The organism is Clostridium neonatale (genome assembly GCF_900465025.1).
Classification (GTDB): Bacteria; Bacillota; Clostridia; order Clostridiales; family Clostridiaceae; genus Clostridium; species Clostridium neonatale.
Genome location: NZ_UICR01000001.1, coordinates 656,635 through 673,838, shown reverse-complemented (window position 1 = coordinate 673,838; position 17,204 = coordinate 656,635). Strand labels below are relative to the sequence as shown.

At 28.6% G+C, this 17,204-nt stretch carries 9 protein-coding genes and 1 pseudogene; all 10 read right to left on the bottom strand.

Translation table 11 applies throughout. The annotated features are described in order from the left end of the window. Nucleotides 1–26: 26 nt before the first annotated feature. A complete protein-coding gene (gene cls / locus CNEONATNEC86_RS03125) occupies nt 27–1,574 on the bottom strand; it encodes a cardiolipin synthase (protein ID WP_159135502.1) in 1,548 nt (515 codons plus the stop codon). Nucleotides 1,575–1,948: 374 nt separating this feature from the next. Next, nucleotides 1,949–2,086, bottom strand: a complete 138-nt coding sequence (locus CNEONATNEC86_RS03120) for a hypothetical protein (protein WP_157065754.1) — start codon at nt 2,084–2,086, stop codon at nt 1,949–1,951. 94 nt (nt 2,087–2,180) lie between these two features. Beyond that, nucleotides 2,181–4,304, bottom strand: coding sequence for a beta-glucosidase (locus CNEONATNEC86_RS03115; RefSeq protein ID WP_159135501.1), 2,124 nt, complete (start codon nt 4,302–4,304; stop codon nt 2,181–2,183). A 106-nt stretch (nt 4,305–4,410) separates the two neighbouring features. After that, nucleotides 4,411–6,756 (bottom strand): annotated as a pseudogene (gene yicI, locus CNEONATNEC86_RS03110) (alpha-xylosidase). Between the two features lie 213 nt (nt 6,757–6,969). After that, the gene (locus tag CNEONATNEC86_RS03105; RefSeq protein WP_159135500.1) at nt 6,970–7,812 is read right to left on the bottom strand and encodes an aminoglycoside 6-adenylyltransferase; all 843 of its coding nucleotides are present in this window, start codon (nt 7,810–7,812) and stop codon (nt 6,970–6,972) included. Between the two features lie 102 nt (nt 7,813–7,914). Beyond that, the gene (locus tag CNEONATNEC86_RS03100; RefSeq protein WP_058293780.1) at nt 7,915–8,757 is read right to left on the bottom strand and encodes an AraC family transcriptional regulator; all 843 of its coding nucleotides are present in this window, start codon (nt 8,755–8,757) and stop codon (nt 7,915–7,917) included. Nucleotides 8,758–8,955: 198 nt separating this feature from the next. Further along, nucleotides 8,956–9,936, bottom strand: a complete 981-nt coding sequence (locus CNEONATNEC86_RS03095; RefSeq protein ID WP_159135499.1) for a cold-shock protein — start codon at nt 9,934–9,936, stop codon at nt 8,956–8,958. 302 nt (nt 9,937–10,238) lie between these two features. Next, nucleotides 10,239–13,097: a glycosyl hydrolase 115 family protein gene (locus CNEONATNEC86_RS03090; RefSeq protein WP_159135498.1), complete on the bottom strand. Its 2,859-nt coding sequence runs from the start codon at nt 13,095–13,097 to the stop codon at nt 10,239–10,241. Between the two features lie 35 nt (nt 13,098–13,132). Beyond that, nucleotides 13,133–14,848, bottom strand: coding sequence for an SGNH/GDSL hydrolase family protein (locus tag CNEONATNEC86_RS03085; protein WP_058293777.1), 1,716 nt, complete (start codon nt 14,846–14,848; stop codon nt 13,133–13,135). A 218-nt stretch (nt 14,849–15,066) separates the two neighbouring features. Beyond that, nucleotides 15,067–17,184: a methyl-accepting chemotaxis protein gene (locus tag CNEONATNEC86_RS03080; protein WP_159135497.1), complete on the bottom strand. Its 2,118-nt coding sequence runs from the start codon at nt 17,182–17,184 to the stop codon at nt 15,067–15,069. Nucleotides 17,185–17,204: the final 20 nt, after the last annotated feature.

Genomic DNA, 17,204 nt, shown 5'->3' with positions numbered 1-17,204 from the left:
TAATATTCCAAACTTCCTGTATAAAACTACATTAATGGTGCAAATAATTTTAATGTTCTTCCTATTAATTTCTTCATTAAACCAAGCTTTTTACAATCTTCAATAGTAATCAACTGACACTTTTTAAGAGTATTTTGAAAATCTTCTTCAATCTTTCTAATAACTGAATTTTTATATATATAACTTGCACACTCAAAATGTAAATAAAAACTTCTAAAATCCATATTAATAGTACCTACAACCGCCTTCTCATCATCACTAACAAATACCTTTGCATGCACAAACCCCGGTGTATATTCATAAATTTTAACTCCTGCTTCAATAAGCTCCTCATAATATGTCCTTGCAAGAAGATATGCAGCTTTCTTATCTGGTATATGAGGCATAATTATAATAGTTTCTATGCCTCTTTTAGCTGAATATGTAAGTGCTGTTATCATTTCATTATCTAAAATTAGATATGGAGTCATTATATGAACATATCTATTCGCTGTATTAAGTATGTCCATATATACTTGTTCTCCAACATTCTCAGAATCAAAAGGGCTATCTCCATATGGCATTATGTAGCCTTCCGTTTTCACTTTATCTTGAAAATTAAAATTTTTCTTTATGTACTTTTCTAAATCTTCTTTTTTTCTTACATCAATATCCCACATACTCAGAAACATTAATGTAAAACTTTTAACTGCTTCTCCTTTTAGCATTATTGCAGTATCTTTCCAATGCCCAAATCTTTCATATTCATTTATATATTCATCAGCTAAATTTATGCCTCCTGTAAATGCTGTATGCCCATCTATAACAAGAATCTTCCTATGGTCTCTATTGTTTTGATATGTTGAAAGAAATGGTACTATTGGTGCATACATTTTACATTGTATTCCTTTTTCTCTTATTTTTTTAGGATAATTATATGGAAGTAATGCTAGTGAGCACATCCCATCATACATTACACGGACTTCTACCCCTTGTCTAGCTTTACGTTCCAATATTTCTAAAATAGTATCCCACATTACACCATTTTCAATTATAAAATACTCCATAAATATAAATTCTTTTGCACTCTCTAATTGAATTTTCATTTCTTCAAATTTATCTTCACCACAAGGAAAATATTTAACAGAGGTATTTGTGTATATTGGAAAGCCTCCACAATTATGCATATATTGAGCTAAATTAAATACTTGTACATTTTCCTTTTCTAATGCTTCCCTGGTAAACTTATCTTGATATAGATAATCTCTCTGACTTTCTAATAATAACGCTAATCTTTTTTCTATGGTCTTTGTTCCAAGCTGAACTCTTGTAAATAAATAAAAAAATACTCCAAATACCGGGATAACCAATATTGGAATAATCCATACCAATTTGAAACTTGGATTCTCTTTAGAATTTAAAATGTAAATTACTACACTTGAGCTCAATAAAATAAAAGCTCCATAGATATATGTAATGTATTGATTCAGCCATGTTAAGCAACCAAGAAATATTATAATTTGTAATATAAATAATAGCGCAATTACTGATGTTCGTCCAAATACCACTCTACCTAAACGCCTTATTTTCTTCATCACATACTACTCCTATTTTTTTACTTATAAACTTACGTTTGCAAATATTTTATCTTTCACTTATTATATCATATTTTGTAATTGAGATTAATTAAAATAGTGCAATTCATTTGAACTAAGTAGAAGTTGACAAATATCTTTCTTAAAATTCAGCCTTATTATATTCCATTATTCTACATATAGCTTTTATAAAGCTATATGATATATTAGTATTACTTATATCACTAAAACTTTTTACTATACATAAATATTGTCTAGAAACTCTTTAGCCCTCGCTCAGATCAAGTAATATTTTGAAATGCATAATGTTCATAAGATAGTAAATTGTTTCATGCAAAAATGATTTTTTCTTTTTCCACAGCTATTAGCAAATTCTATGCATTCTGATTTTTTTCAGCACATGGTACAAAATGAAGATTTCTAAGTCTTGCAGAAGTTGAATATAAATCTGTTAAATCCACCGCCTCTACAAATTGACTTAGTAATCGCACTGAATCATTAACTGGTATCATATAATTAATGTTCTCCTTTTGAATAAATTATCAATTTTATTCAAAAGGAGAACAAAAATAAAACTAAATGAAAGAACTTATTCTATTTGATATATTAAAATTCATAATCTGAATCAATATTAACCTTTGAATTTAATCTAATATCTTTAGATGAGCTTCCTACTAAGATATTAAATGCCCCATTTTCAACTTTCCACTTTTTATTATTAACATCATAAAAACCTAATGATTTTTTATTTAACTTAATTTCTACTTCTTTAGTCTCTCCAGCTTTTAATGATATCTTTTCAAATGCTTTTAATTCAATAGCAGGTCTTTCTACACTTGCTTCTAAATCACTTATATAAATTTGTGCTATTTCTTTACCTGCTTTTTTTCCTTTATTAGTTATTTTAAAATTAACTAATATTTCTACATCATTATCTTTTTCATTAGTTGTAATTTTAAAATCCATATATTTGAAGTCTGTATATGATAAACCATGTCCAAAACAAAATAGTGGATTAATATCATAAGTTTCAAAATATCTATATCCTACATATATTCCTTCTCCATAATTAACAGTTTCTTCGCCAGGAAATTCTCCAAGTTTATGAGCCGGACTATCTTCAAGCTTTCTTGGGAATGTTACTGTTAATTTTCCTGATGGATTAACATCTCCAAATATAACTTCTGCAAGTGCTCTTCCGCCTTCCATACCGTTATACCATGTTTGAACTATAGCTTTAGCTTCATCTGCCCACTCACTCATATCTACTGGTGAGCCAGTAAGCATTACTATAACAGCATTTTTATTAACTTCTAATATTCTCTTTATTAATTCATCTTGGTCATATGGAAGAATTAAATCGCTCTTATCATAGCCTTCACTATCAATTCTATGTTTAACTTCTTCATCTTCATCTACTGAAAGGGCATTATTTTCTAATTTCAGCTGATCTTCAACGTGCTTTAAGCCACCAACTATTATTACTTCATCAGAAGATTTAGCTAATTCTACTGCTTCTTCTATTAATTTATCTTTAGCAGATGGATCTTGGCTATACCCCTTAGCATATTTTACTTCTGTATTCCCACCAAGTCTCATTTTTAATCCTAAAAGTGGTGTAATTTCGTATAATGCCTTTATTTCAGCACTTCCCCCGCCATTCGAATGAGTAAAGTTTGCATTTTCCCCTATAACGGCTAGCTTTTTAATCTTTTTATCTTCTAAAGGAAGAACATTATCTTCATTTTTTAATAAAACTATTGATTCTCTTGCTACATCAAGAGTAACTTGTCTGTGTTCTGATAAATTGTAAGTTCCGCTTTTTCTATCTTCTGAGAATATATTTATTTTATACATGAATCTTAATATTCTTCTTATTTTTTCATCTATTACTTCTTCATTTATTTTTCCTTCTTTTACTGCTTTAATTAACGGATTTGCAAAGAAGTATTCATCAAAATTAGTAGTAACACTCATTTCTATATCCATACCTGCATTTACTGCAAGTTCTGTGTTATTTACTGCACTCCAGTCAGATATAACAATGCCATCAAATTCCCATTCTTCTTTTAATAGTTCAGTTAGCAATGCCCTATTATTTGAACAGTGATATCCGAATATCTTATTGTATGCGCACATTATTGAATATGCATTACCTTCTTTTACTGCCATTTCAAATGCTGGAAGATATATTTCTCTAAATGTTCTCTCATCTAATATTGCTTCTACATTTAATCTTTCTGTTTCTTGATTATTAACTGCAAAATGCTTTACACATACTGAAACATCATTTTCTTGAACACCCTTAATAAAAGGTACAGCCATTTTTCCACTTACATAAGGATCTTCTGACATGTATTCAAAATTTCTTCCACAAAGTGGACTTCTAATTATATTAATTCCAGGCCCAAGTATTACATCTTTTCCTCTTCCTCTTGCTTCACATCCAAGTACTTGACCACTTTTATATGCTAATTCAGTATTCCATGTAGATGCTAAAGCAAGACTGCAAGGAAGATAAGTAACATAATCATCAGAATTTCCAATTGGAATCCAACTATCATCTAGAAATTCATTCCTTACACCAATTGGTCCATCTGACATTTTTAACGGTGGTATATTAAATCTTTTTACACCTTCAGTTCTAAAAAGACCATTTCCATGAATCATGGCAATCTTTTCTTCTAAAGTAAGCATTGATATTATTTCTTCTATTTTCTTTTCACTCATGTCAAACTCTCCTTTATTAATTTTTTCTCATAATCACTTGTAAATAATTAATATTTAAATATAGGTAGAGATTTATCTCTCCCTATAAACTTATAAAAAATTTCTTTTATATCAACGTACAAACTATATCAGCATTTCCATTTTCAACTGTTATCTTCGTATCATTTCCCTCTACTACAAATGAAGCACCTTCAACTGATTTAACATTTGTAACATTCTTTAACACCAAACTCCAAGTTCCATCTGTTCCTTCTGATTTTATGTTTATTACCTTATCATTCTTTATAGCTTCTACTGATAAAGATTTATTTCTTTCCATATCTAATATTTCAGCAGCAGCTTTTTCATTATCTTTTAATTCATACGCTAATAATGAAACATCCTTTCTATAATCATAGTCAGGTTTAGTATCATTTGCTCCAACAGCTATAATACTATTTTCCTTAACAAGCATTGGTATGCTTAAGTAATCATGAATTTCCTTAATCCATCTTCCACCTTCATATTTCTTACCTGTTATAAAGTTAGTCCATTTACCTTCTGGTATATAATATTTAGCTTCACTATTTTCATTAAAAATTGGTGCAACTAATATTGAATCACCTAACATATATTGTTTATCTAAATATGCACAAGTATCATCATTTTGATATTCTAATACCATAGATCTCATTGTTGGAATTCCTTTTGTATGAGCATCATTAGCTATTTTAAATAAATATGGCATTATGCTGCATTTTAACTTACTAAAGAATCTTACTACTGCTGAAGCGTCTTCATCATAAGCCCATGGAACTCTGTATGAAGTACTTCCATGTAATCTACTATGAGATGATAATAATCCAAATGCTACCCATCTCTTATAAACATCTGCTGTAGATGTGCTTTCAAATCCTCCTATATCATGACTCCAGAATCCGAATCCAGACATACATAAAGATAATCCACCTCTTAAACTTTCTGCCATTGATTCATAATCAGATTCACAATCTCCACCCCAATGAACAGGGAATTGTTGTCCTCCAGCTGTAGCTGATCTAGCAAATACAGCCGCTTGATGTTCACCCTTCACTTCTTTTATTGTTTCAAATACAACTTTGTTGTACATTTGAGTGTAGTAGTTATGCATCTTATATGGATCAGAACCATCAAAGTATTGTATATTTTCAGTTGGTATACGTTCACCAAAATCAGTTTTGAAACAGTCAACTCCCATAGCCATTAATTCTTTTAGCTTATCACTGTACCATTTGCAAGCATCAGGATTTGTAAAATCTACTATTGCCATAGCTGGTTACCACATATCAAATTGCCATACATCTCCGTTTGTTCTCTTAATTAAATATCCATTTTCCTTTGCTTCAGCAAATAATTTAGATTCTTGAGCAATATATGGATTAATCCATACACAAATATTTAAATCTTTTTCTTTTAATCTTTTAAGCATTCCTGTTGGATCCGGGAATACTCTCTTATCCCATTCAAAATCACACCAGTTAAATTCTTTCATCCAGAAACAGTCAAAGTGAAATACTCTAAGTGGAATTTCTCTATCTATCATTCCATCTACAAATTCATTTACTGTCTTTTCATCATAGTTTGTAGTAAATGAAGTAGATAACCATAAACCAAATGACCATGCTGGTGGCATTGCTGGCTTTCCTGTTAATGATGTATAATTTTCAATTACTTCTTTCATTGAATCTCCACCTATTATGAAGTAATCTAAAGATTCACCAGGTACACTGAATTGAACTTTTGTAACTTTTTCTGATCCAACTTCAAAAGATACTTTTTCAGGATGATTTACAAATACTCCATATCCCTTATTAGTTAAGTAAAATGGTATCTTTTTGTATGATTGATCTGTGCTTGTCCCACCATCTTCATTCCAAGTTTCAATTGTTTGTCCATTTTTAACAAATGGCGTAAATCTTTCACCTAATCCATAAACTAACTCACCAACACTTAATTGTAATTGTTCTCTCATGTAAGTTTGTTCTGGATAATCTAAGAAATCCTCTTTTCCGGTTTTAACATAAGCCATTCCTCTATATTTACTAGCTGTTAACTTTTCTTTACCTCTATAAAAAGCCATTTCTACTTTTTCTTTATCAAATACCATTTTGGTATTTCCAGATTGAAATACTACTTCCTTATCATCTTCATTAATTATTACTTTCGTATTATTATTTTCATTTAACTCATAATTTGGAGCTTTAACTTCCTCTCCCATATAGTGATAAGCTCTAACTCTTATTACATTCTCCATAGGTGATGAAATTTTATATGTTATAGCTGGTCCACCAAGTGTGCAGCCTCTATTATAAATCTTATTACAAGGTGTATATAATGTTAAAATATTATCTTCTACTTTTGTACTATATACTTCTTGTGGACTAAATGTTTGAACTCCTGTTTTATTTAACCAACATCCATTACTGAATCTCATATTAACACTCCTTTAAATTTTTTTAATATATAACTAATGATTTTTATTACTTATTTTCCTTACAGACCAATTATACCTTCTAAATCTGTAACCGTATACTTTGAAAATTTCATATATTTTATGGTATTAATTATACTTTTTGTATTACTTTTAATAACTAATCCTTCTCTTTATTTTCACTATGCTATATTAATTAAAACTTTTAATCATATTTCACCATTCCTTGCTTTCTATTCGCCTATTAAAATATGAAATAACTTCATTTGCTATATTTTTAGGATAATTAATTTTTCTAATTTCACATATCTCTTCTGAATCATTTTTAAATAAATTCATACTACGTTTTACTGCTTTTTCTAATTCACTAAGTTCTGCTACTGAAAAATATGATTTTAAATGCTGTTGCTTTTCACAAGGTACACAATGTTTTATTTTACTTTCCCATGATCCCCAATCCAGAGTATCATATTGATATAACATTAAATCTACATGAGAATGAAATAATATATCAATGTTTTTAAGTATCTTAAAAATATCTTTCCTCTTAAAATACTTAATAAGCATCTCTGTATGAAACCAATAAGTATCCATAGCTCTTATAATATCTGGTATATAATTATCTGTTCTAAGTCCAATACTAAGAAGATTTTCAACCTCTCCTGTTCTATCAAAAATTATGTCATCTTTTGTGCATCCTTTTAAATGCTGTCTACACATCCAATCTTCAATATATTTAGAATTAATTATAAAGAAGTCAAATTGATGAAGGTTATTTTCTAGTCTAATTACACTGCAATAATTTTTAAAATGATCATCATTAAAACTTTCTCCCCAGAAAATTAACAATTCATCTAAAGCATCAGAAAGAATTTTAGGAACATCTTGTGAAAACTCTTGAAAGTCTTCATCTGATACAAGGAAAACAGGATCATAATCAGAATATATATCTGATTCTCCTCTACTTATAGATCCATAATGCCATCCTCCTTTACATCTCCTATCTTTCTTTAAAATTTCTATTACTTTATTAAAGACTCCTTCTAAATCCCTATGCATTTTCTCACTCCCATCAAATAACTCTATAGCTATATTAGCATCCATTACTTAATAAGTATTGTTAATTATGAACTAGTTATTGTCAATTATTATCTTTTCAAATTATTTCTTTAGTTTAAATTTATTTTTATATTTTGCTGGTGTGCATTTATAAACTTTTTTAAATGATTCTATAAAAGATTTAACATTTGCAAATCCATTATTTAATGCAATTTCTGTTATTGACGAATCTGTGTTTATAAGCTCTTTATAGGCATTGTATAATCTTATCTTGTTTAAATAACAATAGAATGTTTCACCTGTAGTTTTTTTGAAAAACCTAGAAAAATATGTTGGAGCCATCCCAATTTCATCTGCAATATTTTTAAGGGATAACTCTGAATCATAATTTTCTTCCATGTATGTGATTGCTCTTTTTATATTAACTATACTTTTTTCTTCATACATACTAAAATTAATATCATTTCTTTTTTGCCTGCATTCTTTTAATAATATCATGCATATTTCTCTTAAAATAATTGATATCTCAAGTTCATAAAACTCTTTCTTATTTTTATATAAATCAGCACACTCTATAATTAAATTTATTATCTTTTTCTTTGCTTCTTTCTTCTCATCGAAGTTAAAATAATATAAGTCAATATCTGGACAGTATTTTTTTAATAAATCATATGACAATAATATAGTAATTGCGCTTATGGTGTTCTTATCATTAGCCTCTGTTTCATGTAGATCGCCACTATTAACAAAGAAAAAATCTCCTTCATTAACATTAATGTCTTTCCTGTTAATTCTGCCTCTTATTTTTCCTGATAACACAAGATCAAATTCTATATTATTATGCCAATGTAAAGGATAATGGCAATTTTCTCCCTTAGTATTTCCAATATATATTTTTGCAGGTATTATAGTATCCATTTCTATTTTTTCTTGATAAAACTTCATCTTCTTCATCCTTCTTTATATTTCTCATTACTTTATTTTCGCATAAAGGATAAAAGAACTATATGCTAATAAATAGCATATAGTTCTTTTATATAATTTATATTATTTGTTCCAAAGCTCAACTTTTTCTTTAGTTAATTTTGTCATTCCTGCATTTAATATTATTCTTTTTTAATGCTTATTTTTTATTATTATATATTATTTAACCCAAGCTCCATTAGCTCCTAAATAATATCCATCAATAGATTCATTAGTAACCATTTCTCCATTAACTTTTAAGTAATAATACTCACCATTATTTAACAACCATCCAGTCTTCATTGATCCATCTTCATTTAAATAGTACCATTTATTATTATCTTTAACCCATCCTGTTTGCATTACGCCATTCTTATCCATGTAGTACCATTTATTATTATCCTTAATCCATCCTTTACAATTATCATTATCTTTAATGTAATACCACTTATTATTTTCAATCATCCATCCATCTTTTTTCATTGCTTCAGTAGTTTCAACTGCATCTTGTGGCATTATCATACATTTTGATACTTCCATCTTTTGTGGAAGTTCAAGAGTTTGCATTTTATCTGGATTTACATCTTCCCATAATAATAGACTTGATCCTACCTGAATATCATCTATTCTCACAATATTTTTTGTTCTGTATGGAAATATCTTCGTATTATTATTTAAAGTTGCTTCATATGTTCTTCCTTCACTTATTACAGTTGTGCTTCCATCATTATTTTTCTTTATAGCTTCAACTTTAATATAAGTTGGTGCTTTAGTATCTTGAGGTACATTTACAATAATTACTTTAGCATTTGTCATAGGTGGTAAACTTAAAGTCATCACTTGCCCAATATAGGTATAAATACCTTCATTCAATTTTATATCTTTTACTGATGCTGGTGTACCTGTTACTGCATCAACAATTACAGTTTCTTCAGATACATTTAATAAAATTTCATTATTTACATTAGTTGAATTTTTAATTAAAATTTGTCCTTCTTCAGATATATTGGCAACCTGTCCATAAACTTGAGTATAAGTTTCTCTATGAGATGCTTCCATATTAGATTCTAGCTTTGTATCTATTGCATATGCACTTTGTGGTATTGCTGAAAATGCTGTTATTCCTAACATAAACATTGAAGTCATCTTTTTTATTTTCATATAAAATCATCTCCTCTAAATAGTCTATTATAATTAATAATTTTTTAAGTGGTTATTATTAGTAGAATTTGTTTCTTCACATATAATACAACTCAGCTTAATAAATTGTTGCAATAATTATAAATTTATTTTTGTGTAAATCACAATAACAAATTCATACTACCTTAAAGAAAAATGATATATATATAGATACAAATATTCTAGTTAAGCAAAATTGTATATATTTAAATATCTGTAATATTAATGTAATAAAAAATATAACTATTCTATTAATCACTTAATTAAGTACTTACCTAATATATCTATTTATGTGCTACATAAAAACTTTCCTCTGGTCCAAAATAAGAATATGGAAGTTTTTCTTTTGATAAAACTAGCTTTTGCAATACCAAACCTGCATCCATACCATAAAAACGAAGCTTATGAATTCCTTTAGTTAATCTGTGTTTAGTTGTTGTTATATGAATGTTATTAAGTACTGCCTCACACCAACTGTCATTAGTGTAGCTACCAGCAATAAAATCATCTAGAAAAGCATCTGCTATAGTTTCTTTTTCACCATCAAAAGCCACTGCATATTTTAATCTGCTTTTCTCTCTAAGATTATTTGTTGGTGCAATATAGGTTGTTAAAATATATTCCGAATCCATATTCACTTTTAATAAGTATTCCAAATATGGTGCATCTTCAACCTTTTCAAAAGATACAGTTGTCGGAAACATCTTAACTGATGACAAAGTACGTCCATAATTTTCAATTACCTTCCATGATGCTTTAGCTTTTTCAATATTATTTGATACATGTTCTGCTTCAATAGAAACCACATCATGAGTCTCAATAAATGTCATCTTAGGCAGATCATACGTATCTATAACCTCTGCTGTAACATTTATCTTAACTATTTTTCCTGCACCTGAAATAGTTATATAACCTGCTAATGTTTTTGATACTTTACTCCAATCTATTGAAATATTAATTGTCTTCCCATTAGAAATGCTTCCATGCATGTTATCTACATTTATCCAGTCTTTGCTTGTTTTTACTTCATATTCAAACTCAATTTTCCCACCATTACTTATAGTGATATCATAATTTTCTTTATTTAAATTTGTAAATGACGGTAAATCTACTGTACCACCACTATATCCTTTTTCACACCCTTCAACATCTACAATCATAATACTTTCATTCTGAAGAGAAACATTATTAACTTCTGGATATTTCCATCCATCTGGACACCATTGAGTATATCCTATATGAGGAGAACTCATCATTCCTTTCCACTTGCCATTCGACATAATATTATTATAATAATTCTGCATTTCAGTATCCTTAACTTTGCACTCTTCAACTAATTGTGCATACAAATTAGCAAGGCAACTTTTACGTTTATAATAAATACTATTTAATCCAGCATATATCTGCATTTTTACTACATTAGCAGATGCTACTGCTGGATAATAAATAAGCTGATAATATGCATCTTTTAAATAATCTGGCATCTGATCATAATATTTCTTAGATCTATTTTCTAAATCAATTACTTTTTTAAGTACTCTTTTAGCTTCATTATAATTTATATAGCTGTATGTTGATGCAGATGTAACTTCAGGCTTTCTACTTCCATTCATTTTTGTATAATCAGTCAATATACTCTCTATTCCATTTATTAAATCTTGTCCTACAACTTTTCCAAATTGCTGCATACACCACTTCTTTGTATATTTTCTTATTTTATTTATTCCATTAGTACCCCATGTTTCGAAACTATAAGCTAAATCTAGAAAATATGAAACTGGAAATTCCATTGGTTTTAAATCTCCAACATTTACAATCCATATATCACGTACACCATAATCATAAGCCATAGACATCTGTTCCCATATCTTTTCAAGTGGAGTTACATTTACCCATTCATAAGAATATGGGCCACCATGATAGTCAAAATGATAATACATTCCCCATCCAGCTTTTCTACTTGCTTCTTTTTCTATAGGAAGTGTACGGACATTTGCGAAATTATCATCAGCAAGCATAATAGTAACATCATCTAATACATCCCAATTTCTTAATCCTTCAGCTTTATCTGTTCCATACCAGTATTTTTCTACCTCTTTATATATTGTAAGAACCTGTCGTTCTTTCTCAAGCCCATGCTTCTTCAATAAATCCTTTTGTGTTATTATTATTTCCTTTAAAAGTTCAATATTTTCTTCTTCTGAACCTTCTAATGCAGAATCTTGCTCTCCTCTCATACCAATTGTAATAAAGCTTTCAAAATTCTTATTACGCTTAAGTCCATCTTCCCAGAATTTTGTTATGGCTTCTTTATTGCTTGCAAAATCCCAGGTTGTGTTATCACCGTATTTATTATTAATCTTCTTCCATTCTTCACCTGAACGAAACATTGATTCATGATGAGATGTTCCCATTACAATACCATATGTATCTGCAAGTTTTGCATTTGCTAAAGGATTGCTTTTACCATTTTCACTAAATACAGCACTCCACATAGCAGGCCACATAAAATTCCCCTTTAGTCTAAGAATCAATTGAAATATTTTCTCATAAAATTCTTCATTAAAATCTCCAAATGAATTTGTTACCCATGAACCTAACGATGGCCATTCATCATTTAAGAAAAATCCTCTATATTTTACAGATGGCTCCTTTGATGTAAAGTTTAAATCATTCTCATCAAAAATCAACTCTGACTTCTTTTCCGGTACAACATCTCCAAAATAACTCCATGGACTAACCCCAATCAATTCCGAAATGTAGTAAATTCCATACATTGTTCCTCTTTTATCGCTTCCTACAATAATAATAGCTTTTTCTATTCCTTTATATGGATTTTCAACAACTTGTATCTTATAACATTCTCTTCTCTCTTTTATATCTGATACATCAATTCTTTTATTAATGATTAATGTGTCAATAATAATATTATTTCCTATAGAACCTGCAATTATGGCACTTTTCTTTAGTTCTTTCACATCTGTTACAACTTTAGGTTTTATTCCAGTAACCATAGTAATATCTTCTGTAAATGATTTTGCCACAAGTTTTAATCCATCGTAATCATTTCCATATCTATCTATAAAAATATCACATGCTTTTCCTTCCGCTGTAATTGCTATCTTTGATTTATAATACAACATTTTCAAATATTCTCCTTTGTTGTCATTTTAATATATTAATTATATCCAAATCCAAGAATAGTAAAGTATTTATCCTTATCACCATGTGCCATCTTTATTTCTATTTTATGTTCCCTTATGTTTTTCTCATTGTATAGAATAACAGTATTACAATGAGTCCATCCTGCTTCTTGTGGATCTATAGTCATAGCAAAAATACCATCAACAAATATATCAGCCTTACCAAAATCTAATCTTCCTGAATCTTTAAATACAAGCAGCAAACTTCTGCTGTTAACTGTTAAAAGAAAGCTTTCATCTCCAAAACCTGGTGCATGCATCCAGTTATATGGAAACTGTGCTGTACCATCTTGATTATCATCCATTTCAACAAATTGAAGATCTGTATCTATTTGTTTAAAACTGCCATGTTCTATTACTGCTTTACATTCATTATCTCTTCTATCAATCAGATGCATTCCTATAAATTCATCACCTATAACTGGTTCTTTATCCAATGAAATATCAATAATATCACAAAAATTTTTTTCAGTTTGTTCAAACAAGTATGCAAGACAATCTGCCATTATAGTATGTCCATCATTTGTAGGATGATAAATGTCATAAAAATACTGTCTCTTACTTATTACATTCCCTTCCTCTTTTGTAAGTTTAAATTGATCAACCACTGCATCAGATATGCTTACCATTGGAAGATTATAATGTTTTCCAACTGGTGAAAGTCTCTCTTGCAAATTCCAGTCATTAGCAAATACAGAAAATAATAAAATTACTGCTGGCTTATTTTCATCAGAAAGTATATTTAAAATCAAGCTTTCATAGCATTTCCCTTTAGTTTCATCGCCTTCATCATTTACCGCAAACTCAACAACTACAATATCAGGCTTTACGTTTCCATTTCTAAGAACATCTCTGTTATATCGCACTATTCCTAGCTCTGATGGTGTTCCACCAACTCCTGCTTTTATAAAGTGAACATTATCTGCTCCATCCCTTTCAAACATCTCTTTGAATTTCAAATAAGATTTGTAAGCATAACAGTTTGTGTGAATTGGTTTAGCTCCTGCTCCTTGAGTTATAGAACCTCCAATATACGCTATGTTTATATCTCTTCCATTTTTCGCCTTATCTATTGCAGCTTTAAGCCTTTTATTATTTCCTAGGCTTAAAAGAGATCTTGAAATCATTGAATTGTAGTCATCACTTTCAAATTCAACTGGCGAATCTATTGAAATTTCTGGAGTCTCATATCCATCATTAAGATAAATTTTCACAGTTGCTTTTGCCGTAAGTCCTGGCTTTTCAAACTCAAAAGCCATCTTTCCTACAACATATTCATCTTTTAACCATTCATACTCATCAATATTAAAAATCATCTCCGAACCATCCTTCTCGCAAGGCAGCTTAATTTGTGTCCCCCCTCCATACTTATCTGTTTCCCCATAATTTTGAAACACAAAATTAATTGTTCCAGCCTCGTCAGATGCTACTACAGAAATTCCTATACTGTGAACTACTTTATAAAAACCATCAAAATTTTTTAAAAGATTAAGTATATTTTCATCTTCAACACCACCTACAAATTGTGCATCAAAAGATAATCTTCCCTCATCTAGATAAAATTCCTGTGAAGGTTTTCCTTCACATCGTGCAGTAGCCTCTAAAATTTTATCTACCATAATATAAAATCCACTTCGTCTTTTTTGTGGATCCTTTGGTGCTTTAGGTCCTGATTGTTTATTATTTGACATAAACTATTTTCCTCCTATATTTTATAAAAATGCTATGATAATATATATAAATTATATTATCTCATTACTTTTAACTATATACATAAATAGATTAATAAATTGTCTCAATTATCATGAATTAATTTACATCCAAATCAACAAATTTCATAAAAAGTATTACAATACATCTAAACTAAATATTATCCTTAAGCTAAATTACTTTTTAGTCTAAATAATAATTAATTATCTTTTACATGAAAATATGAAATTGTATTTTCAAGTTTTTCAACTATTTCATTTAATTTTTTTGAAAAATCAGCTACTTCTTCTATTTCTTTAATTTGATCTTGTGTTGCCTCTGATACTTGTTTGGTTGTTTGTGTTGTTTCTTCTGAAATGGATGATATCCTTTTCATTGCACTTCTTGTAGCTTCCTTTGTACTTACTATTTTTTCAATTGCTTTAAAAACCCCTTTTAATTCATTATCTATCTGATTTATTGAAAAAAATGTTTTATCAAATGCCATGCTTGTATTTTTAAGTGAATGAATTTGATGTTCTATTACATTACTTGAATTATCCGACATTTTAACTACTAATTCAGTTTTAATTTTAACATTATTTATTATATCGTGTATCTTAATAGAAGATCTTTTTGTTTGATCAGCAAGTTTTTTAATTTCATTTGCTACAACCGCAAATCCTTTACCGGCATCTCCTGCCCTTGCTGCTTCTATTGCTGCATTTAAAGATAATAAATTTATTTGTTCAGAAATATCTGCAATTATATTTATAATATCTCTTATATTTTTGACCTCATAATTTAAAGAATTTATTTCTTCAGTTATTTTAAAAGATACTCTATTAGATTCATTAACTCTTAAATTTAAATCTTCAACTGACTCTAAAGCACTTTCTTGCACCTTTTTAGTATTTTCTAAATATCTTGAAACATTTTGTGCTTTTTCGTTCACAGCATTTATTTCATCCGATAAATTATTCATAAACTCTAAACTCTTAATAACACTATCTTCTTGAACAATAGCTCCTCTTTCTATTTCCAACATTGTAGCCGCTATTTCTTCGGATACAGCATATGAATGTTCTGATATATTCGAAACAGTTTCAGTTCCATCAGATATATTTCTTATTAAATTCTTAACGTCACTAATCAATATACTTATTTTTTTTATCATACCTTTAAATTTATAAGTAACTATTCCTACCTCATCAGTATAATTATTATTTATATCTAAATTTAAGTATCCACTCTTAGCTTTTTCCATAAGCTCAACAAGATTTTGTAATGAGATTGAAATGTCTCTAGATATTAATAACGAAATAATCATTGCTACGATAAATGATATTGTTCCAATTATTATAATATTATTTTGCATTTTATTCGCTTCTTGATTTAAATAACTATATGGAATAGTCGTTACTATATACCAGTCATTTATATTTAAACTAGAATATGAAACTAGATTTTTACCATCGCTACTCGAAAAAGTTCCTGATATATCAACATCAAATCCGTCTTCTTTTCTAACTCTATTATTAATTTCATTTAATAAGTTTCCTTTCTCGTACTTTTGGCCTACAAAATTTATATCTTTATTTCCTATAATAGTTCCATCTAAACTCAATATAGATACCTCTGAATCAATTCCTAAATTAATATCTTTCAGTATATTAGTAAACATTTCTCCTTTAATTTCTTGTATTACTGTTCCAATTCTTTGGCCATTATATGAAGATTTTACGCCAAATAAATTATATATTGAATATTTACCTTCCTCATTTTGTAGCACCCATTTACTATTTATATTTTTCTTAATATTATCTTCATTTTTTTCTAAACATTTCATCATATTAGCTGATATATTACCTATACTAATATTATTTTCATCAACAATACTTAAATTTGATACATAATCATTAGATGATATTCTCATTCTAACTATTTTTGATAACGATGTTGTTTTTTTGTATTTATCACTATATCCTAGTGTTTCACTATTAATTAAATAATCCTGAATATCAGAGTCTAACGCTAAAGCCTTCGATAAATCTACATTTTTGCCCATTTCATTAAACACATTGTTTTTTATTTGATTTGTAATTTGTGAAGAAAACTGTATACTTTTATTGTCCATTGCTTTACGAGATTGTATTATAGATGCTTGTCCAATTATTAATAGTATAGCTAATATTAACACTCCATAAGAAATAATTAATCTAAATTTTATTTTAAGATTTCTAGTTAGAACATTCAAATTAATCATTTCTACATTACATATTCCTTTTTTTTTCAATACTTTTTTAATACTACATATGGTGTTTTTCATAATTTTCATGATTAGTTCCTCCTGCCTCT

Bases quoted from the DNA above. Each gene is read 5' to 3' on its own strand.
- CNEONATNEC86_RS03120 (WP_157065754.1), bottom strand. From the start codon at position 2,086: ATGATACCAGTTAATGATTCAGTGCGATTACTAAGTCAATTTGTAGAG.
- CNEONATNEC86_RS03095 (WP_159135499.1), bottom strand. From the start codon at position 9,936: ATGAAAATAAAAAAGATGACTTCAATGTTTATGTTAGGAATAACAGCA.
- CNEONATNEC86_RS03085 (WP_058293777.1), bottom strand. From the start codon at position 14,848: ATGTCAAATAATAAACAATCAGGACCTAAAGCACCAAAGGATCCACAA.
- CNEONATNEC86_RS03080 (WP_159135497.1), bottom strand. From the start codon at position 17,184: ATGAAAATTATGAAAAACACCATATGTAGTATTAAAAAAGTATTGAAA.
- CNEONATNEC86_RS03100 (WP_058293780.1), bottom strand. From the start codon at position 8,757: ATGAAGTTTTATCAAGAAAAAATAGAAATGGATACTATAATACCTGCA.
- CNEONATNEC86_RS03115 (WP_159135501.1), bottom strand. From the start codon at position 4,304: ATGAGTGAAAAGAAAATAGAAGAAATAATATCAATGCTTACTTTAGAA.
- CNEONATNEC86_RS03090 (WP_159135498.1), bottom strand. From the start codon at position 13,097: ATGTTGTATTATAAATCAAAGATAGCAATTACAGCGGAAGGAAAAGCA.
- cls (WP_159135502.1), bottom strand. From the start codon at position 1,574: ATGAAGAAAATAAGGCGTTTAGGTAGAGTGGTATTTGGACGAACATCA.
- CNEONATNEC86_RS03105 (WP_159135500.1), bottom strand. From the start codon at position 7,812: ATGCATAGGGATTTAGAAGGAGTCTTTAATAAAGTAATAGAAATTTTA.